This window comes from Lewinella cohaerens DSM 23179 (genome assembly GCF_000379805.1).
Classification (GTDB): Bacteria; Bacteroidota; Bacteroidia; order Chitinophagales; family Saprospiraceae; genus Lewinella; species Lewinella cohaerens.
This window is the reverse complement of sequence record NZ_KB903534.1, coordinates 84,345-104,797: the sequence shown is the minus strand read 5'-3', so window position 1 is coordinate 104,797 and position 20,453 is coordinate 84,345. Positions and strand designations below refer to the sequence as shown.

General features: G+C 44.1%; 22 protein-coding genes. 8 read left to right on the top strand and 14 right to left on the bottom strand.

What is annotated here, in order from left to right; genetic code table 11:
• Positions 1–19: 19 nt before the first annotated feature.
• From A3EU_RS0105250 to tgt, 7 genes are all read right to left on the bottom strand, one after another.
• The gene (locus A3EU_RS0105250; protein WP_020535080.1) at positions 20–904 is read right to left on the bottom strand and encodes an NAD kinase; all 885 of its coding nucleotides are present in this window, start codon (positions 902–904) and stop codon (positions 20–22) included.
• A gap of 12 nt (positions 905–916) precedes the next feature.
• Entirely contained in the window at positions 917–2,308 is a 1,392-nt protein-coding gene (gldE, locus tag A3EU_RS0105245) for a gliding motility-associated protein GldE (RefSeq protein WP_020535079.1), read from the bottom strand.
• Positions 2,309–2,385: 77 nt separating this feature from the next.
• Positions 2,386–2,862 (bottom strand): single-stranded DNA-binding protein, encoded by a 477-nt coding sequence (locus tag A3EU_RS0105240; protein ID WP_020535078.1) that lies wholly within the window; start codon positions 2,860–2,862, stop codon positions 2,386–2,388.
• A 21-nt stretch (positions 2,863–2,883) separates the two neighbouring features.
• Positions 2,884–3,969 (bottom strand): A/G-specific adenine glycosylase, encoded by a 1,086-nt coding sequence (gene mutY, locus A3EU_RS0105235; RefSeq protein WP_020535077.1) that lies wholly within the window; start codon positions 3,967–3,969, stop codon positions 2,884–2,886.
• A 259-nt stretch (positions 3,970–4,228) separates the two neighbouring features.
• Positions 4,229–4,771 (bottom strand): RNA polymerase sigma factor, encoded by a 543-nt coding sequence (locus A3EU_RS29480; protein ID WP_020535076.1) that lies wholly within the window; start codon positions 4,769–4,771, stop codon positions 4,229–4,231.
• A 347-nt stretch (positions 4,772–5,118) separates the two neighbouring features.
• Positions 5,119–6,204 carry an LptF/LptG family permease gene (locus A3EU_RS0105225; RefSeq protein WP_020535075.1) on the bottom strand — a complete coding sequence of 362 codons (1,086 nt, stop codon included), beginning with the start codon at positions 6,202–6,204 and terminating at the stop codon, positions 5,119–5,121.
• Positions 6,201–7,340 (bottom strand): tRNA guanosine(34) transglycosylase Tgt, encoded by a 1,140-nt coding sequence (gene tgt, locus A3EU_RS0105220; protein WP_020535074.1) that lies wholly within the window; start codon positions 7,338–7,340, stop codon positions 6,201–6,203. The genes A3EU_RS0105225 and tgt overlap by 4 nt, the downstream gene beginning before the upstream one ends.
• A gap of 151 nt (positions 7,341–7,491) precedes the next feature.
• Between tgt and A3EU_RS29475 the strand changes: the two genes are divergently transcribed.
• Positions 7,492–7,743: a hypothetical protein gene (locus A3EU_RS29475; RefSeq protein ID WP_020535073.1), complete on the top strand. Its 252-nt coding sequence runs from the start codon at positions 7,492–7,494 to the stop codon at positions 7,741–7,743.
• The gene (locus A3EU_RS0105210; protein WP_020535072.1) at positions 7,734–8,135 is read left to right on the top strand and encodes a type II toxin-antitoxin system VapC family toxin; all 402 of its coding nucleotides are present in this window, start codon (positions 7,734–7,736) and stop codon (positions 8,133–8,135) included. Before A3EU_RS29475 ends, A3EU_RS0105210 begins: the two co-directional genes overlap by 10 nt.
• A gap of 2 nt (positions 8,136–8,137) precedes the next feature.
• Here the strand turns inward: A3EU_RS0105210 and A3EU_RS0105205 are convergent, their stop codons facing one another.
• Entirely contained in the window at positions 8,138–8,416 is a 279-nt protein-coding gene (locus tag A3EU_RS0105205; protein WP_020535071.1) for a hypothetical protein, read from the bottom strand.
• Positions 8,417–8,646: 230 nt separating this feature from the next.
• On the opposite strand from A3EU_RS0105205, the gene A3EU_RS0105200 reads away from it, so the two are divergent.
• The 3 genes from A3EU_RS0105200 (at position 8,647) to A3EU_RS29470 (ending at position 10,528) form a co-directional block, all read left to right on the top strand.
• Positions 8,647–9,267, top strand: coding sequence for an outer membrane beta-barrel protein (locus tag A3EU_RS0105200; protein WP_083937259.1), 621 nt, complete (start codon positions 8,647–8,649; stop codon positions 9,265–9,267).
• Positions 9,268–9,329: 62 nt separating this feature from the next.
• Complete coding sequence (locus A3EU_RS0105195; protein ID WP_020535069.1) at positions 9,330–9,845, top strand: hypothetical protein; 516 nt, start codon at positions 9,330–9,332, stop codon at positions 9,843–9,845.
• Positions 9,846–9,964: 119 nt separating this feature from the next.
• A complete protein-coding gene (locus A3EU_RS29470; RefSeq protein ID WP_020535068.1) occupies positions 9,965–10,528 on the top strand; it encodes a hypothetical protein in 564 nt (187 codons plus the stop codon).
• A gap of 103 nt (positions 10,529–10,631) precedes the next feature.
• Here the strand turns inward: A3EU_RS29470 and A3EU_RS0105185 are convergent, their stop codons facing one another.
• From A3EU_RS0105185 to rplM, 6 genes are all read right to left on the bottom strand, one after another.
• On the bottom strand, positions 10,632–12,017 hold the full coding sequence (locus A3EU_RS0105185) for a GH1 family beta-glucosidase (RefSeq protein WP_020535067.1): 1,386 nt from the start codon (positions 12,015–12,017) through the stop codon (positions 10,632–10,634).
• A 12-nt stretch (positions 12,018–12,029) separates the two neighbouring features.
• Positions 12,030–12,740, bottom strand: coding sequence for a UMP kinase (pyrH, locus tag A3EU_RS0105180; protein WP_020535066.1), 711 nt, complete (start codon positions 12,738–12,740; stop codon positions 12,030–12,032).
• A 109-nt stretch (positions 12,741–12,849) separates the two neighbouring features.
• Entirely contained in the window at positions 12,850–13,674 is an 825-nt protein-coding gene (tsf, locus tag A3EU_RS0105175) for a translation elongation factor Ts (RefSeq protein ID WP_020535065.1), read from the bottom strand.
• Between the two features lie 84 nt (positions 13,675–13,758).
• The gene (gene rpsB / locus A3EU_RS0105170) at positions 13,759–14,475 is read right to left on the bottom strand and encodes a 30S ribosomal protein S2 (RefSeq protein ID WP_020535064.1); all 717 of its coding nucleotides are present in this window, start codon (positions 14,473–14,475) and stop codon (positions 13,759–13,761) included.
• Between the two features lie 118 nt (positions 14,476–14,593).
• Positions 14,594–14,983, bottom strand: coding sequence for a 30S ribosomal protein S9 (gene rpsI, locus A3EU_RS0105165; protein ID WP_020535063.1), 390 nt, complete (start codon positions 14,981–14,983; stop codon positions 14,594–14,596).
• Between the two features lie 28 nt (positions 14,984–15,011).
• On the bottom strand, positions 15,012–15,455 hold the full coding sequence (rplM, locus tag A3EU_RS0105160) for a 50S ribosomal protein L13 (protein WP_020535062.1): 444 nt from the start codon (positions 15,453–15,455) through the stop codon (positions 15,012–15,014).
• Between the two features lie 559 nt (positions 15,456–16,014).
• Between rplM and A3EU_RS0105150 the strand changes: the two genes are divergently transcribed.
• The 3 genes from A3EU_RS0105150 (at position 16,015) to A3EU_RS0105140 (ending at position 20,430) form a co-directional block, all read left to right on the top strand.
• A complete protein-coding gene (locus tag A3EU_RS0105150) occupies positions 16,015–16,668 on the top strand; it encodes a hypothetical protein (RefSeq protein ID WP_020535060.1) in 654 nt (217 codons plus the stop codon).
• Between the two features lie 159 nt (positions 16,669–16,827).
• A complete protein-coding gene (locus tag A3EU_RS0105145) occupies positions 16,828–18,459 on the top strand; it encodes an aspartate:alanine exchanger family transporter (RefSeq protein ID WP_020535059.1) in 1,632 nt (543 codons plus the stop codon).
• A 72-nt stretch (positions 18,460–18,531) separates the two neighbouring features.
• Entirely contained in the window at positions 18,532–20,430 is a 1,899-nt protein-coding gene (locus tag A3EU_RS0105140) for a helix-turn-helix domain-containing protein (protein WP_044085480.1), read from the top strand.
• The last annotated feature ends 23 nt before the right edge of the window (positions 20,431–20,453 follow it).

Here is a 20,453-nt window from a genome sequence, read left to right as displayed (position 1 = left end):
AGTGGATCACCCAACACGCTTAATCATTACGCGTATCTTGCCCCCAATTGAGCTTGCCCCTGAGGGTATCAAGGAAATCAATATCCTGCAAATTGACCAACCTTACACCGAAGCCATTTTTACGAACAGCCAACTGATGAGCAGCCGTAATGGTCTCAAAGCGGGAATCAAGTGTACAGAGGAAGTTTTCCGCACGCCCCTCAATTTCAAAAGAGATAACCGCATCGTCGCTCATCACAATTGGACGCACATTGAGGTTATGCGGTGCCACAGGCGTAATAATAAAGTTACCAGAACCAGGAAAAATGATAGGACCTCCACAGCTAAGGTTATAGCCTGTAGACCCTGTAGGCGTAGCCACAATAATACCATCAGCCCAATAAGAATTCAGATAGGCACCATTGATATAAGTATGAATAATGATCATACTGGAAGTATCCCGCTTAAGGATAGTAAAATCATTTAGCGCATAAGGCATATCGTCAAAAAGAGGCAAATTCGACTCTAGGTATAAAGTCCGCCTTTCTTCAATCCGATACATTCCACGCTGGAGCTTCGTGATCGCATCTCGGATAAGCTTTTTTTCAATTGTTGCCAAAAAACCAAGTCGCCCAAGGTTAATCCCCAGCAATGGCGTTTTACTGTCTCTGACTTGGGTGATAGCCTCAAGGATGGTACCATCACCGCCTAAAGTAATACAGTAGTCGAAGTGTTTTACCGAAAAATCGACATACCCTTCAAAAACACCTACGTCACGTTTAAACGTTATTACCCCTTTCAACACCTCCAAATATGGGGCATACACGTAAGTATTGATTTGAAAGTCAGCAAGTACATCGAAGAGTTCCTGGATATAAGGAACATCTTTCTGCTTTAATTTCTTACTAAATACGATGACTTGCATGGCCTTGGGGGCTTAATCTTCTCCGGTACGGAGCAAGGTGATCAAAATCCTTTCTATTCGTCTTTGGCTTATTTCCAAAACTTTAAAACGGAAACCTTCCAACAGCATTTCCCTGTCTTTTTTAGGCATCCTACCGAGGCGTTCCAAAAACAAGCCTCCTAATGACTCCGACTCCCCTTTTATAGTATCAAAAGAATCTGTATCAATGCCAATGATTCTACATACATCATTGAGGAGGGTCTTGCCTTCAAAAACGTAATTCAGGTCATCAATTTTTTGATAAACGACATCTGGTTCGTCATCAAATTCGTCCTGAATCTCTCCGATAATTTCTTCAAGAACATCCTCCAAAGTAACAATGCCCGATGTACCGCCATATTCATCAACGACAACAGCCATGTGTAAGCGTTCTCGTTGAAAGTCATTCAACAGGTCATTGATTTTTTTCGATTCAGGAATGAATAGCACATTGGTACGAATGAGGTCCTGCCAGTTGAATTCGGCTGCTTCATAGCGGTGCATCAAAAGATCTTTTACGTAAAGGATACCGATTACATTATCAGCATCTTTTTCATAAACAGGGAAACGAGAATATCCTGCATCCTTAATCGTAGCCAGCACTTCAGCATAATCAGCAGAATCGTTCAGCCCAATGACATCTACCCTGGCTTGCATTACCTGACGAACACTAACTTCGGGGAATTTGATGATTCGCTTAAGGATATCCAAATCCTGCTCACTATCTTCTTCCTGGGAAACGGTTAGTTCTATAGCTTCGTCAATTTCCTGTTTACTGGTAAGCCCTACACTGGATTGTTTGCTAGCCAGGCGCTTTTCCATCCAGTGTGACCAATTGACCAAAAGGTTACTCAGTCCGGCAAAAACCTGCATTAAAAGGCTGAGTGCAAACGACATAATACGGGCCAAGCGAATACTATTGAGCGTGGCGTATACTTTAGGGGTTACTTCTCCAAAAAGTACCAGCATAGCGGTAATTCCAATAACAGTAATACTAAAATAAACAACGGTACCAATGCTCTCTGCTTGGTAACTCTGCAAAAAGGCAAAGCTCTCTTGAAGGCTCGCCGCCCAGATCAAAGTACTTTCCTCCGGGATGATTTGCCGAATTACAATTTCAGCCAATAGCACTATCGCAATATTGATAAAATTGTTACTGATAAGAATCGTAGCCAGTAATTTTTCGGGCTGCGTGAGCAACCAAAGTACACGGCGACTATTACTCTGCTCCTCCTGTTCCAGGCGTTCCAGGTCATTGGGTGACAAGGAAAAATAAGCGATTTCCGATCCGGAAACCAATGCGGAGCAGACAAGCATTACGAGCAAGCCTACAATACTTAAACTTATCTGCCATTGTGGACTAATCCACAGCAAAAAGTCTAACATTCCTAGAAGGTGAATGATACTGTCCGGTTCGGGTTCCAATAGATTAACGTTAATCTAAAAAATCAGACGCTGCTGTATTAGAAAGGTAGGTCATCATCTGCGTCCATTTCCGGTGCAGGTGGTGTAGTCTGAGCCGGAGCACTCTCTTTAGCTGGAGCTACATTTGTTGTGCTACTAGGCGCTTCATCATCAGTAGATGGGAAATAACCGTTATTGCTATCTCCTCCTTCTCTACGGTTCAAAGCTCTGAAATAGCTCGCAACCACTTCCGTTGTTTTGCGATTATTACCGTCCTTATCCTGCCAGGTACGATGAGTGAGCTTACCTTCTAAATAAACCTGTGACCCTTTTGAAAGCTGGGTTTCGGCTCTTTCAGCCAGATTGCGCCAAACGACTACATCATGCCATTCTGTTTGGGTTTGCCATTCGCCAGTTTTGTCGCGATAATTTTCGTTGGTAGCAACTGAAAACTTAGCAACGACAGCACCATTTTCGAGGCGACGAACTTCTGGATCACGCCCCAAATTTCCGATAAGGATAACCCGATTAACCATAGACTAGATAAGATATTGTTATTAAAATAAATATAGCGAATTATCATCGAAGTACCAACTGATGACTTTCGGGAAGGCAAATTTACTGCAATTTTCCGGCTTGATAAGATTAATTCCTTCCGGGAGCTTATCTGGACGGTTTCCGATATACTTAAATTCCCAAAAATTGGCAATAATACGTTGATGCGTAAGCTCTTGCTTACGCGGCCCAAGCTTGCGAATCAGCTCTAAATTTTCGGCTGACAACCAATCTGGCCAGCTCTCCTCTTCAAACAACTGGGGGAGCGTATCAAGGGAGGCATTGGTTTCCACCAGCGGGAATTGATAAAGATTACGCCAGATATCCTTTGCTGTCCTTTTTTGAATCATCCTAAAATCAGGATGCTGAATCACCAGGTAATTGAAATAACGCGTGCTACGCTTGAGTTTTTTCACCTTTACGGGTCGTTCTGTAATCGTTCCATTGGCCAATCCCTGACATTCACTATTTAATGGGCAAGCTTCACAAAGTGTGTTTTTCGCAGTACATATTGTCGCTCCCATGTCCATCATTGCCTGATTATAGATAGCTGCACTATCCTTGGGAAGCAACTGTTGGGCCAGCCCTGCAAAGTGTTTTATTCCTTGGCTGGTATCAATTGGCGTAGCATCATCAAAAAAACGCGATAAGAGACGATATACATTCCCATCGACCACCGCATAGGGCAGTTGAAATGCAAAAGAAGCAATAGCTGCGGCCGTGTAAGGCCCTACTCCTTTGAGGGCACGAATACGTTCGTAATCATCAGGAAAAACACCACTATACTCCGTATGAATAAACTTTGCGGCAGTGTGCAAATTGCGAGCGCGAGAATAATACCCCAGGCCTTCCCACATTTTCATCACTTCATCTTCGGCTGCCTGTGCCAAATCACTTACCGTTGGGTAACGCTCACTAAATTTTTGAAAATATGGCGCACCTTGCTCTGCTCGTGTCTGCTGAAGAATAATTTCCGACAACCAAATCAGATAAGGATCCGTAATATGTTTCCAAGCCAAGGGCCGGCGTTCTGGTTCATACCAATCAATTAATGTACGCGTAAAAAAAGGAAGGGAAGAAGAAGCCATAAGGCGAATGTACAAATAAGCTGATTGAAAAAAGGAGGAGCGTTTTCAAAATAAGTAACGGTCGAATAATTAATTCCCGACTTTCGGTTTTTAGTGAAGATATAAACGACCCCGTACTAAAAGTCGGGATGAGTTTATTCAAGCTAAAAGCCGAAATTGAAAGAGGGAACTTAATTTTTGACCAATACTAAAAATGACGACAGCAAAAACTCGTTTTGCCGCCGTCATTTCTTGGGGTTATCAAAAATGGAAAGTTATACTACTGTACTGCAATTTCTTTTTTGAAGAAATTGAGTTGTCCATAACTCCTCTTAATCTGCAATTTTAAATCCTTGCGAGCAAAGAAAATACGACTTTTCACAGTACCCAAAGGAAGCTCCAGGTAGTCTGCTATCTCTTGGTACTTATAACCTTGATAGTGCATAAGGAAAGGAATGCGAATACTCTCGTCCAACTTATCGATCATTCGGGTAAGCTCTTTCATCATTATGCTACTTTCAGCCTTATTATCAATAGCGTTATCGCCAGAATTGATGTAATACTGGTTATCGGTAGAGTCCATGATGGTATTGGCCTTTACCTTCTTACGATAATTATTAATGAAGATATTTTTCATAATCGTAAAGAGCCAGGCCTTTAAATTGGTGCCTGTACGAAATTTCTCCCGATTAGTAATTGCGCGATAAGCGGTCTCTTGATACAGGTCACGAGCATCCTCATTATTCTTAGTCAAACTGTATGCAAAAGAATGCAGGAGGCTGGCCATTTGATTGAGACGATCATTGAATTCGATGCTGGACATAATTATTAGGCTTCTAGTTATGATTATTAGAACTAAACAGTTGCTTTCTGTTGTTGAACCAAATTTACGTCAAGTTTAAACAAAAAACAAGCTATTGGTCAATAAATCTTCCAAAATCACCTCGCTATTCCACCTAAACAAACCAAATACCCAGCACAAAATACTGTAAATCAGAATTTTGCATTAAAAATAAATGTAATTACATTTATTTAATAATTTCAATAAAAAATGAAAGAACATTGATTTTGTTTAGCATTACACTTATAATAGCCACTGTTTTGTTAAACAAAACACCTAAACACCCGCCTTTTAGAAAAGAAACAAACCCTAATAGCCGTAGATTCCAGCTATTTTTGCGCTTTAGCAATCAACAAAACTGCTATTGCTCCAAAGAGAATATTGGGCAACCATACACTTATGACTACAGGTAAAGCATTCCCTGCTGCAAAAACGGAGGAAAACCGGGATAGAATAAGAAACAGTGCTCCCAGTAAAATGCCAACCGCTAAATGTATTCCCAATCCTCCACGTACTTTCCGGGCAGCAATCGCCACACCGATCAAGGTAAGAATAAGCACAGTGATAGGTTCGGCTGTTCGTCGCCATAGCTCCGCTTCGTACTTTGCCGTATTACCTACGCCGCGCGCCCTTTGTTTATCTATATAACTGGAAAGTTCAACTGTCGTCATCATCTCATGCTGCTCTTTATATTCAATAAAGTCAGCAGGCTGCATATTTAACACCGTATCCATTTGCTCTCCCTGACCAGAAACGATGGTTTCTTTGAGGCCGTCAAAGGTTCGAATCTCATAGTTGACCAAGCGCCATTTATCTGGCGACCCCAACCACTCTGCACTCGAAGCCTTTAGTAGATAAACAAGTTCATGGTTTTCAAACCGTTCTAGGCGGAAGCCGCGGATAGTACTGTCTCTCTTGCGCCAGAAATTAACATAAGCCTTCGTTTCCGGGTCAAGAAACATGTGGATATTGCGTTGTTTACCTTGATCACGATTAGGATCAAAGTATTTGCGCTCCAGTTTCAGCCGTGTTTTCGTACCCTCTGGGATAAAATAGTGGGTCCCTAACGCGTGGATGATGGCAATAAAAATTGCACCAATCATATAAGGCCGCAAAAGGCGCCGAAAGCTGACCCCTGCATTGAAGATGCTCAGGATTTCCGAATTATTGGCCAGCCGTGATGTAAAGAAAACTACAGAAATAAGGGTAAACAAGGGAAAGAGGAGTCCGTATATAAAAATGACAAAATTGGGGAAGTAGCCAAAAATGATCTCCGACTTGGTAATGTCTGATTCGATAAACTTCTCTACTTTTTCACTAAAATCAATGATTACTGTGATCATCGTAAAGATCAACACGGTAAAGAAAAAAGTAGAAAGAAATTTCTTCAGTATGTACCAGTCTAGTAATTTCATAACCTTGTTTGCAGCTTCGGTACCATTTCCTCTTTCCAACGTGCGAAATCACCACTTTGTATATGAGCGCGTGCTTCTTTAACCAACCACAAAAAGAAAGACAAGTTGTGAATGGATGCCAATTGCCCACCAAGCATTTCACCACTATGAATCAAATGGCGTAAAAAAGCTTTGGTATGATAGCGACTGGTAGCACAGGGGCCATCTTCATCGATAGGACTGTGATCATCTTTCCATTTCAAATTCTTGATATTCATCACGCCATGGCGGGTATAGATCATACCATGCCGGGCGTTGCGAGTGGGTAATACACAGTCAAACATATCTACGCCCAGCGCAATGCACTCCAATAGATTCACGGGAGTGCCTACGCCCATCAAGTAACGTGGTTTATCAGCGGGCAGAATATCGCAGCACAATTCCGTGATACGGTACATTTCATCCGACTTCTCCCCTACCGACAACCCTCCGATGGCATTGCCTGGCATATCGTAACCGGCTACAGTTTCAGCACTTGCTCGCCGTAAATCTTCAAACGTACTGCCCTGCACAATCGGGAACAAATTTTGGGTATATCCATACTTGTCCGGCGTCGCTTGAAAATGATCAACACAACGCTTCAACCACCGGTTGGTCAGCCCCAAAGAATCCTTGGCATAGCGATACTCACAAGGGTGTGGGGGGCATTCATCAAAAGCCATGATGATATCTCCACCAATACTCCGCTGGATATCCATCGCACGCTCGGGCGTGAAGACGTGCTTTGAGCCATCTATATGCGATTGAAAAGTAACGCCCTTCTCTTCAATTTTTCGGCGATGTGCTAAAGAATACACCTGATAACCACCACTATCGGTAAGGATTGGGCCTTGCCAGCCATTAAACTTGTGCAAGCCTCCGGCGTTTTCCAATACTTCTGTGCCAGGGCGCAGGTACAAGTGGTAGGTATTTCCCAGAATGATCTGGGCTTTGACATCATCACGCAACTCGTGGGCGTGCACTCCTTTTACAGAGCCTACCGTCCCAACGGGCATAAAAATCGGCGTTTCGATCTCTCCGTGGTCGGTAGTAATCGTTCCTGCCCGGGCTTTAGAGCCTGGGTCTGTATGTTCCAGCTTAAATTGTAATCGTGCCATAAGTCAAATTCGGGCAGCAAAGGTATTGAAAGAATGGGAATAAGGGCAAGAAATGAAGCTTCAGCTTGCTATTGCAAGTTAAAAATGATATTTTGGTTCATAAAAGAACTAAAATAGTTCACTTTTGGTTCTATTAATAAAGATCAGAGAAATGAAATCAATTACTATTCATAATCTTGACACCGTAACTGCTCAAAAAATTCAGCAATTGGCCAGTGAAATGGGATTAAGCCAGAATAAACTCATCAAGAGGTTGTTAAGACAATCCCTAGGTTTGAGCGATGCTCCTTCTCCAATGAATGACTTTGAAAAATTCTGTGGCTACTGGTCCGAAGAAGAAGCAGAAAGTTTCACAGCAAACACTTCTACTTTTGACGCTATCGATACCGAGTTATGGGATTAACAAAAATAATTCTGGATACCAATGCCTACGCTGCTCTCATGAAGGGGGACAAAAAAGTACTCAAACTTATTAAAGAAGCTGAGGAGGTTATACTTCCTGCTTTCGTCATTGCTGAGTTATTGTTCGGTTTTAAAAAAGGAAACCAGACAGAAAGGAACCTCGACATTCTCGCGGACTTTGAAAATTATCCCAAGGTAAAAAGGCACTATCCTGGCGCTGAGACACTGCTGATTTTCGCCGAACTTATGCTCCAACTAAAAACTGCTGGTCGGCCAATACCTACCCACGATGTTTGGATAGCAGCTATCAGCATTGAGCAAGGCGGAACCTTGATAACTTACGATCGACACTTTGAACACATCATTGGCCTACGACGCTGGCAAGCGTATTGAAATCATTCTTCCTCTTGCCGCGCCAGGAACTTCAGAACCTGCTTGTAAAACTTCAACGAAGATTCCTCCAATTGATCCTCTTCGATGGTTAAGCCTGCGATAATCTCTAGCAATACATTCATCCGGCCTTCCGTATCGTAAAATTTATTGATCACGGCCACCTTCCGATCCTCGACGACACAATACCCCGAGTTGAAATTCCCCTTTTCGTATCGAACGGTGTATTCGATCTCGCTGAAAAGTGTTTCCAGTTTTTTAAGGGTATGACGGGTATATTTCATGATACTTAGTATTGCGCAAAAAAATAAGTTGAGCCGTCTTTGTGGTTTTCCAAATAGCTGACACGCTTAAAGTGAACTGCTTAGCCAACTTTTTGAAAAACGACGATTCAACTTATTTTTGTGCTGTTCCTTAACAACTAATTAGAACCACAATATTACGAAAATTGTAAAGTTTTAAGATCGAACCTCAATAAGGTACCGTAACTTTACACTCTTAATTAAGTAATCAGATGATGAAAACAAACACGCTCCGCAACCAAGTATATTGCCTTTTATTCCTTGCAGGACTATTAAGCGGGCCACAGGCATCCGCACAAACCTTCTCCGCCATGTTGGTTGGAGGCTTTAATCTTTCCCAAATCGATGGCGATAAACTGGGAGGGTTCAATAAAATCGGCTTCAATACCGGAGCCCGCGTCAGTGCTAAATTAAGTGACCGTTGGTCACTGAGTACAGAATTCCTTTACAGTCAGCAAGGAGCTAGTCGTGTACCCACCGACGATATATCTTCTCAGTACGATAAAATTAGGCTCAATTTTGTGGAAGTACCATTTATGATCAACTTCTCCGATTGGAAAATCCTCGCCAGTGCTGGGGTAAGTTATAATCGGTTGATCAACTATGAGGTCATAAATGACGTCGGGTCTGATATTTCCGAATTGGAAGATTATCGGACAGATATTCCTTCAATCGTACTTGGAGCTACCTATATTTTTTCAGAAAAGCTTGCGCTCAATTTCCGGTGGTCAAAATACCTACGCAGTTTAAAAGCACCAGATAACAACCCTAATACTGAAGATATTAACTTCATAGGCCGTAATCTCGGCGTTCGTCTTTATTATATTCTTTAGGCTTATAATATTGTCCCAAGCTGGATTCCCTATCTTTGGGGAAATGTAAATTACCTTATACTATGCGATTCATCTTTCTTTCTCTTTTGCTAGCAAGCTTACTTTTTTTACAGTGCGAATCCGGTACTACGGATCAAAATCAGGAAGAAGCTCAAACGGAAGTTGAAGCTCCTGCGACCACCGCTCCTGTCACTACTGAGACAACCACCTCTCCCTACCCTAGCATTACGCAGGAAAAAATGATGTACCTCTATGACAACTGCGACTATATTGATTTCGTTTTTTACACTACTAATTTTTCAATGAGTCAGAATGTACAGGGGGCTATCCGCACCACCTTGGGCACTATTTCTACTACGCCGGCTAAAATAGTCAGCTCCTGCCAACCTATAGGCCGCGTTTTCTTTCAGGTAGATGGCCAAAATGCCGAAGAGGCCGATCTGTTTTTCGGAGGCGCTTGCTTGTACTACCTCTTCCTCGAAAACGGTACCTACACCTATGGCAACCAAATGACCGAAGGTGGTTTTGGTTTTTACCAGAAAATTTTCCAACAAGCTGCTGGACAGGGAGGACAGTAGGGCGTTTTGAAGTCGGAAGTCGAAGGTGGAAAGTCAGAAATCAGCGCATTTCCCCGTATCAAGCACCACTGAATGGTGTAAGGGTGTAAAAGTGTAAGGGTGTAAAAGTAGGTAAGTCCATGAAGCAACGCCTTGTTATCTTGTCAGACCTTTGGGGAGCTGGTCGTTCACAATGGTGGTCCTGTTACGAACAACCATTGCGGCAGTATTTTGAATTAGAGTGGTATGATTGCTGCGAACTTGGGGAGATAGATTTGAGTAATTATGAACAAGATCAACTTCATCAACAATTTCTGGAAAACGGCATTGAAAGAGCTATCAATAATCTTCTAGCAGCAGAAAAGCAACACCCTCCAGCACCTATCCTAGCTTTCAGCATCGGCGGCACCATTGGCTGGAAAGCCATACAAAAAGGGTTCTCTTGCGGGTATTTTTGCGCCGTTTCGGCTACCCGTTTACGTAAGGAACAAGAAGTGTTTCCTGTAAAAGGAACCCTCTACTACGGAGCCGATGACCCTTTCCGTCCGGATGAACAGTGGAGCCAGCAACAAGTCAATCTATCTTGTAAATTATTATCCTGTTATGGGCATGAAGCCTACACCAAACCGAAGGTTGCAAAAATAATTATTGACGAGCTTTTTCATTTTAGGCATGAGTGCCTAGATAGTGTTCAAAGAGGCTAATCGTACCAGTGCAATCATACATTCAGCATCAAAAATCAGAAGTCGGAGTATTACACCGCACCTCGCACTCCACCGCACACCGCACCCAATCGTACCAGTGCGATCATACCTTCAGACCATTCCGCCTAATCACCTCCCGGTACCACAGTGCCGATGCTTTAGGCGTACGCTTCAACGTTTCAAAATCAACGTAATGAATACCAAAGCGTTTGGCATAACCAGAGGCCCATTCAAAATTATCCATGAGCGACCATAGCATATAGCCTTTGAGCTGCACCCCGTTTTCCATTGCATCATGGCAAGCTCCTAGGTAACCTTTTACATAAGCTAGCCTGTCCTGATCGTCTACAACACCATCTTTCATCTCATCGGGGAAGGCACCACCATTTTCGGTGATTACAATATTTGGCCCATCATAGCGATGGTGAATCCATTCCAGTAATTTCTGACATCCCCAGGGCACAATTGCCCACCCCATCTCTGTTTTCTTCCAGGTAGGATCTACGTGAAGGTTTACATCCTGGTCTTCAGAAATACCACCATTACCATAGACGTTGCCCTCGAGAATTTCACCATTGGCATCAGAAGCCAACATCGTGGTATAATGGTTCAAACCAAAAAAATCTGACGACCCTTGTACCAATAGTTTTTCCTCTGCTGTAAATGTTGGTAGTCTATCGCCCAACCGATCTACCATTACTTGCGGGTAGCTCCCCTTGTAGATCGGGTCCGTAAACCATGCCAGGTAAAACTCTAAAGCCCGCTGTGCAGCCGCCTGGTCTAGCTCCGAATCCGTCAACGGTTCTCGCCAGTCACAGTTGTTCGTGATTCCTATTTTCCCGCCTTGGTGTGCAAATTCTTCTCGATAAACGGCCGCTGCTTTGGCGTGTGCTAGTATAATATGGTGCCCAGCCAGATAAGGCTCACTATTGGACACTCTCCCCGGTGCGAAGATTCCCTGGCCATATCCCAACATAGAGATAACCCAAGGCTCATTGATGGTGATCCAATTCTTTACCCGATCGCCGAAGTACTGAAAACATACGCGGGCGTAATCAGCGAAGGAATCGGCAATGTCTTTATTTAACCAACCATCTTTCTCCATTTCTAAAGCCAAAGGAAGATCCCAGTGATACAATGTTATCCAGGGTTCGATACCATTCGCCAACAACTCATTAATGAGTCGATTATAAAAATCAATCCCCGCTTGGTTAATTTGCTTGGTTGTTCCATCAGGCAAGATGCGAGGCCAGGAGATAGAAAATCGATAGGCGTGCAAGCCCAACGCTTTCATCATCTGCACATCCTCCTCCATGCGATGATAATGATCACAAGCCACATCGCCATGTTCATTATTCTTCACTCGCCCAGGAATATGCGAAAATGCATCCCAGATAGAAGGGCCCTTACCATCTTCCTCTGCTGCTCCTTCAATTTGGTAGGAAGAGGTTGCTGAGCCCCAGATAAAATCAGTTGGAAATTCTTTCATAAAACCACAAGATTACCCTTCGACCAATGTACCAACTCGCTCTCCTTCCACAATCCGTTTGAGGTTGCTCGGATCATTAATGTCAAAAACGACAATCGGAATATTATTTTCCTGACAAAGCGTAAAGGCCGTCATATCCATCACACTGAGGCCTTCACTGATCACTTTAGCAAAGGTCAGTTCATCAAAGCGGGTAGCAGTGGGATCTTTTTCCGGATCAGCACTGTAGATACCGTCTACACGGGTACCTTTAAGGATAACGTCGGCTCCTATCTCATTGGCCCTTAAGGCTGCTGCCGAATCTGTCGTAAAATAAGGGCTACCGGTACCTGCACTAAAAATCACCACACGTCCTTTTTCCAAGTGCCGGATAGCGCGTCGGCGAATATAAGGTTCTGCCACTTGGTTTATCGTCAGGGCAGAAATCAAGCGAGTAAAAACACCATTGTTTTCCAAAGAACTCTGCAATGCCATACCGTTAATTACGGTAGCCAACATCCCCATATAATCACCCTGTACGCGTTCAATACCGGAATCTTTAGCTTGTAATCCTCTGAAGATATTTCCGCCACCAATAACGATGGCTACTTCTACGCCCAAGCCAATGAGCTCTTTGACCTGCTCTGCGTAATGCTGCAACATTTTGGAGTCAATACCAAACCCTTGGTCTCCCATGAGGGATTCTCCACTAAGCTTAAGGAGTACGCGACGATATTTGATCATAAAGTGATGTGTATGTTATTTTGGCAAAGATGGTAATTCTTAAAAGAACAGCACTAAAATGAATTGCAAAAAAAAAGGCGAACCGTTTCCGATTCGCCTTTCTTATTAATTAACCTAAAGTTACGTGTTTGAAGTCCGTAACAGTAAGGCCTTTTTCAACGCTGTTTAAGTAACCAGCGATATTTTGTTTGCTGTCCTTCACAAACGCTTGATTTAACAAGGTGTTGTCTTTGAAGAACTTGTTCAATTTTCCTTTGGCGATCTTGTCCAGTAAGTTTTCTGGCTTGCCTTCCTTGCGCGCCAGTTCTATACCGATCTCGATTTCTTTGTCGATGATAGACTGGTCTACACCATCCTTATCTACCGCTACCGGCTTCATCGCTGCTACTTGCATAGCTACGTCGCGGCCAGCTTCGTAAGCAGCATCACCAGCAGCCGAAAGGCCTACGATAACACCAGCTTTGTTGCCCATGTGGATATAAGGAGCTACTACAGCAGCTTCCAAACGCTCATAAGACAACTCCATCTTCTCAGTGAACTTAGTCACCAAATCATTCAACGCAGATGCAACAGTACCAGTAGCAGTAGCAGCTTCCATCAACTCCTCCTTACTTGCAGGGAAAGTCTTTAGGGCAGCTTCTGCAATAGCATTAACGCCATCTACAAATCCCTGATTCTTAGAAACGAAGTCGGTCTCTGAACTCAACTTTACTATTACACCACGAGTTTTGTCTTCGCTTACCAGTGCTATTACAGCACCTTCATTGGCTTCATTCTCTGCACGTTTAGCAGAAACTTTCTGGCCTTTCAAACGAAGAACTTCAATGGCTTTATCAAAATCGCCCGCTGATTCGTTCAGGGCTTTTTTGCAATCCATCATCCCTGCGCCAGTCATGTCGCGCAGTTTCTTAATGTCAGCAGCAGTTACGCTCATTTTGACTTTAAATTTTAAAAGATTAAGAGTTTGAGAATAGTAGCGGTTTAACCAAATCTGTCAATCATTGGTTCCGGCAGTATACTATGATTTCTCTTTCTCCGCCTTGTCGCTCTTGCGGTCTTGCTGTCCCAACTTAATCATCTCAGTGATGTAGTTGGTAATGATAGCAATTGACTTAGAGGCATCATCGTTGCCAGGAATTGGGTAGTCCACTTGGTTAGGGTCAGAGTTAGTATCAACGATACCAATCGTACGTACACCTAGCTTGTGAGCTTCCGCAATAGCAATGTGCTCGTGGTGAATATCCACGATAAACATAGCAGAAGGAGTACGGTTCAGGTTCGCAATACCACCTAATACTTTATCCAACTTAGCATGTTCACGCGTCAGCGTCAAGCGCTCCTTCTTGGTGATACTACTCAAAGAACCATCTGCCAACATCCGCTCGATGTTCTGCATTTTACGTACAGAGCGACGAATAGTAGCAAAGTTGGTCATCATACCTCCCAACCAACGATCCGTTACGTAAGGCATGTTTACGCTACGTGCTGCATCAGCAACAATCTCGCGCGCTTGCTTCTTGGTGGCAACGAATAAAATCTTCTTACCCGCTTTGGCCATCTGACGAGCAGCTTGTCCCGCACGCTCCAAACATTCGCTGGTACGGTTCAAATCGATCAGGTGAATTCCTTTGCGCTCCGCAAAGATATAAGGAGACATCTTAGGGTTCCACTTCTTCTTGAGGTGACCGAAGTGTACACCAGACGCGAGCAACTCTTTATAATTAGGCTTTTCCATTATTAATTTTTGACTTTTTTGAACACTTGCTTGCCTCACAGGCAGCGGCCAGTATTCATCATCTAATCATTTTAGTTTTCTGAAAAGCAAGCAAAGCTGCCTTCCAAAACACCAAATATTAACGCTTAGAGAACTGGAAGCTCTTACGTGCCTTAGGCTTACCGTACTTCTTACGTTCAACTACACGTGCATCTCGCATCAAGAACTTCTGGTCCTTGAGAGCCTTGCGGAAGTCTTCGTTAAGCTTCACCAACGCACGGGCAATCGCCATACGAATAGCTTCAGCTTGTCCTTTATAACCACCACCGTCTACGTTTATTTTGATATCGTAGATCTTGCTATCAATCTCAACAGTGCTGAATGGATCAAGCACCTTGTGTTGAATATGAGACTGGGGAAAGTATTCGGTCAAAGTCTTACCATTAATGGTAACAACACCAGTACCCTGCGTCAAATAAATGCGGGCAACAGCTGCTTTTCTTCTCCCGATCGTATTGATCATTTCCATATTATCGTAGAAAATTTACGTTCTATTATTAAAGTTCCATCGCTTCTGGCTTCTGAGCAACATGAGGATGCTCTGAACCAGCGTAAACGAACAGTTTCTTGTATTGCGCACGACCTAGCTTGGTCTTAGGCAACATACCTTTTACGGCAGTTTCTACAATCGCAATTGGCTTTTTCACCAACAGTTCTTTCGCTTTGGTTGCTTTCTGACCACCTGGGTAACCAGTGTGACGCAAGTACGTCTTCTGATCCATTTTCAGGCCAGTGAAACGAACCTTATCCGCATTAATCACGATTACGTAATCCCCATTATCAAAATGCGGAGTGTAATCAGGCTTATGTTTACCACGCAGTACGCTAGCAATCTTAGTAGACATACGGCCTACAATCATCCCCTCAGCGTCGATGATGTGCCACTTACGATCTACCGTTGAAGGCTTTGCCGACTGTGTTTTATAGCTTAATGTGTTCACTATAAATGACTTTATTGTTGTTAAATATTGGGCTTTCTTCCAGTCTTCACTACCCGCCGCTTAAAGCTAATCGGATAACTCCTCTTTCAAAAGCCGTGCAAAGGTAATACCCTTTATCAAAAAAAAGAAGCTTTCTTCAAAAAAAATCGCACACCACCCTTCATAAGTCACTGAAAAACAGTTAAAATATCGCACAAAAATTTTAGTGGCTACGTTCAACGCGCTACAAAAGCTCCTCTCTCCAAGACTTTGGTTCATATTAATACCCAACCCAAGACGAATTCAAAAAACACATTTTATCTCATGCTTCTTTGCTGGGCGCCTCCCTCCACTAAGGTTCCGGGGCGGGTCGTCCACCACTCGCTGTTCGCTCGGCCCTCCTAGCGTCGGGCTGCCCTCATCGGGCCTGGTTCCCACCCCTGGCGCGAGATACCACTTTAGCAGCAAGTATACCTTATTATAGTAGCAACTAGCCAAAGGAACAATAAAAACACATTGTTTACCCTAATATTAATGAACAATTCTGTACTTCTATCATTAAACAGATAACACAATTGTCATGCAGATTCGTCCTACTATTTACACGCGTTTGTACCGTGATTTTTTGGCCATCGAGCCAAAGAACTACCATGCTGTCATTCGCTTTTATGAACAATGGGAGGAACAAATTGCTAAACTCGACGATGATCAACACTATGATTTGCTTTTCGCTTTCACCAATGCACTCTTTGAGGTTGGGGCTTACCGGCAATTTCTAGCGGTAGTCGATCAAGCCGTCTTGATCTCGCTCGATGAGTCGTACCGCAAGGAACAGCTCCAAAAGCAACACCTCTTCGAACAACTGCTTTTCCGCAAAGCCGCCGCCTTCGTTCAAACCATCGAACCCGCCAAAGCCGAACATGTTGTCCGAGAACTCCTGCGCATCAACCCCAATCATGCCCTCGCTGCTCTCCTGCTTCGCAAGACCCTGCGCCAGCAAAATACATCCATCAATACCGTCACCCGCGCCACCGCCATCCTTATGTTTGGCCTTTCTGCGCTCATCATCCTGATCGAGATACTGATCATCCGCAGTTTCTACGACATGTATACTCTGGGAGTTGAGCTCAGCCGCAACCTCATTTTCCTCGGAGGCCTTCTCATCCTGATTATTGGTGAAGTCCTCACCCGCTGGCGAGCTTACCGCCATGCTCGGCAATTCCTAAATAAATAGCCCCGTGTATTTCTTTTTTCAACCACCAAAGGAATTCTCCTTTGGATCACGATAGGAATAAAAAACCTTAAGGAACAGCACGAAAATACTAAGTGTCTTTGGTGGTTAAAAAAAAACATTCCGCTCCATAAGTGACTCCAAAAAAGCTACCTTTGCAACATGATTGAAGCCTTCAAATCGTCACCAGTATTATTACTTTTTGTGGTCTCTGCTATCGGCTACTGGATCGGCAATATTCCTATCCGTGGTGCCAAGTTAGGCGTCGCCGCCGTCCTTTTCGCCGGCCTGGCTGTTGGAGCAATAGACCCTGGGCTGGCGGTGCCTGATATTATTATCGTTTTAGGGCTTTCCATGTTTGTTTACACCATTGGACTTAGTAGTGGGCCCAGCTTCTTCTCTACTTTTCGAGCACAAGGGTTACGTAATTTTGCCTTCATCATTGTCATGCTGGGACTCTCTGCATTGATCACTATCGGCATGTACTTCCTCTTTGACCTTGATGCCGCTACCGCTGCCGGGCTTCTCGCCGGTAGCTCTACCAATACGGCTTCTCTTGCTGGCTTGCTAGACCTCATCCAGCTTTCGCAACCTGCCGAACTGCAAGAGGCCATGTCCAATGCTGCTGTGGTGGGCTATTCCCTCTCCTACCCCATGGGTGTTCTTGGCGTCATGTTTGCCATCAACATCATGCAAAAATGGCTCAATATTGACTACAAACAAGAGGCTGCTCAACAGGCTGGCGACCTCTTCACCAGCGAAGATATTACCAGAAGAACCATCGTTATTACCAATCCGGAGATGGAGGGAAAAACCATCCGTGCCATCTTTCAGCACTTCCAGCACCGACTTGTCTTCGGTCGGATGCAACGGAGTGGTATTGACGAACTTCCAAATATGGATACCCGCCTACAATTAGGTGACCGCATAGTACTTGTCGGAAACGCCAAAACCATAGATGAAGCTATCGTCTTATTAGGCAGAGCAGATGTCAAGGAGCTTTCTTACGACCGCAGCTCCTATGATGTTCGCCGTTTGTTTGTTTCCAACCCCAATATTGCTGGCGAAAAGATTGCTTCGCTCAATCTGACCGAAAAATTCTCTACCATTATTACCAGAGTCCAACGTGGTGACGTAGACCTACTGGCCAACGGCAATACAGTGCTGGAGTTGGGAGACCGCGTACTACTCGTCGCTCGCCGTACCGATTTCGACGAACTGAAAAAGCTTTTTGGCAACAGCTACGAGGCCCTCAACCATATCAATTTGCTATCTTTTGGCTCCGGTATGGCCTTGGGGTTACTCCTGGGGATGGTCACCTTCACGCTGCCTGGAGGCGTTTCTTTCAATCTTGGTTTTGCTGGTGGCCCGCTTATTGTGGCCTTGATATTAGGAGCCTTGCGCCGAACCGGGCCTATTGTATGGACACTCCCCTTTGGTGCCAACCTCGTGCTGCGACAACTAGGCCTTATTTTACTCTTGGCCAGTATAGGTATCCGATCAGGGCATACTTTCCTCAACACCATTTTAGCAGGTGGAGGTGGGTGGCTTTTCCTTGCAGGAACGATCATTGCCACCGGAACTGCTTTTCTCACCCTCTGGTTGGGCTACCGCTGGCTACGGATTCCCTTCGGATTATTAACAGGAATGGTCGCTACACAACCAGCCATTTTAGAACATGCACTCCATCAGGCAGATAATAAATTACCAACACTGGGCTATACGTTGATTCTTCCCATTGTGTTGATTACAAAAATCCTTTTCGTCCAACTCTTATTTGCCTTTTTGAGTTGAGACTACTCAAGTCTTTGAAATCCATTTATATTTGCCTCAGCCAGTTATTTACTGGTCTAGCAATCCTGTAGAATGCGGAAAATACTAGCACGCATCATGGTTTTTGGTTTATTCTTGCTGCCCTTTAATGTGGTGGCACAGCTCACTGTTATCATAGATCAGCTACCAGAATACACCCCACAGGAAGACAGTATTTACCTGGTTGGAAGTTTTAACAATTGGAACCCTAATGATCAAAATTTCCGTTTTCACAAACTTAGCGATGGAAGCTGGCAGTATAGTTTCCTTACCCCCATGCCCGATTTTGAATTCAAAATCACTCGTGGCTCTTGGGTAAAGGTCGAGGGGGGGCACGTCAGTGAACCCATTGGCAACCACTCTTACACATATACCAGCAAACAAAAGGACACCCTGAGGATTTCGGTAGAAGCCTGGGAAGACCTCAAGGAAGAAATCCCCTACCGCGACACACTTCCCATCAAAATTGTTAGCCTCCCGGAAAACACGCCGATAGATGCAGCTCTCTATGTAGTAGGCTCCTTTAATGGTTGGTCGCCGGGCGATCCAGACTTCAGAATGGAACGCGACTCTAACGGGTATTTTCGAACGACTATTCCTATTAGAACCAACATTACGGAATTCAAAATTAGCCGTGGCAATTGGAATACCGTTGAAAGCCGAGAAAACGGTCTCTCCCGCCCCAACCGCCTTTTCAATTATACCGAAGACAACAAGGAGGAACTACTCCAAATTGAAATTGCCAACTGGGAAGACCTGGCTGGCAATCGGATCAATTGGTATGCGATGGTAATGTTGCTAGCAGCACTACAGGGCCTTTTGCTGGTCATTGCTATCAACAGTTTCAAAGAACGGCATCGCCGCACAAACCGTATTTTATCTTTACTGATTATTGTTTTATCGGCTACCTTCCTGGCGCGTATTGGTGCCTTTGACCGAGATATCTTTCAGCAGTATCCAAAAATTGTACTGCTACCCGATTTGATTTACTTTGCCTACGGGCCTCTTTTTTGGCTTTACCTTCGTTCCCTTACCCCAATTACACCTTACCGGTGGCGCTGGTTTTGGCATTTCCTCCCATTGGCGCTGGTTTTTCTAATTTACTTACCCCAAGTTTTAAAAACCAACTTTGATTTCATCACGCAGGTCGTCAACCTTCAGTTACGTCCTATATTTATCAGTGTTGCAGCTATTGGTCTATTATTTAATTCGTTTTACTGGCTACGTAGCCGGCGGTTTCTTCAACAATTGAACACCAATTACGCCGCAGATAAGCTGCCTATTCTCAGTTTTTTGCGCACCGTATTTTATCTCCATACTCTGTGCTTGTTAATTTGGCTAAGTACCTACCTCGTAGGAGCTGCCGGACTTTGGCTGGGATTCAACTGGACTCCTATTACAGACAGGATGATCGACGCTACTTGGCTTGTACTGGCTATTGGTGCCTACACCATGGGGTATTACGCTATGCGGCAACCACAAATTTTTCGGAGCGCTCAACTCAACTTCACTCCCCCCCCGGCACAACCGCACATTTCGTCAGAAGTACCAATCAAAGCTGCTGTCTCGACTCATTTGGCTACTTCAACATCTTCTATCTTGACAGCACCACAAGAAGAATTCCGCTTATTGGAAAAACTTATGGAGGAGCATCGGCCTTACCTCAACCCAGGGCTTAGTTTGGGAGAACTGGCCGATCTTGCCAAAACACCTAGTCATCAAATCTCAAAGTTGATAAACGATCAATTTGGGAAAAATTTTTTCGACTACATCAATAGCCATCGTATCAAAAGCTTTCAACATCGCATAGAGAAAGGAGACCATAACGAACGCACCATTCTTAGTCTAGCACTCGAAGCAGGTTTCAATTCAAAAACGGCTTTCAATCGTGCCTTCAAGAAGCAAACGGGCATGACTCCTCGCGAATACCTTCGCAAATACGACAATTCGTAAAAGCCTGTCAATCAGCGACTTAA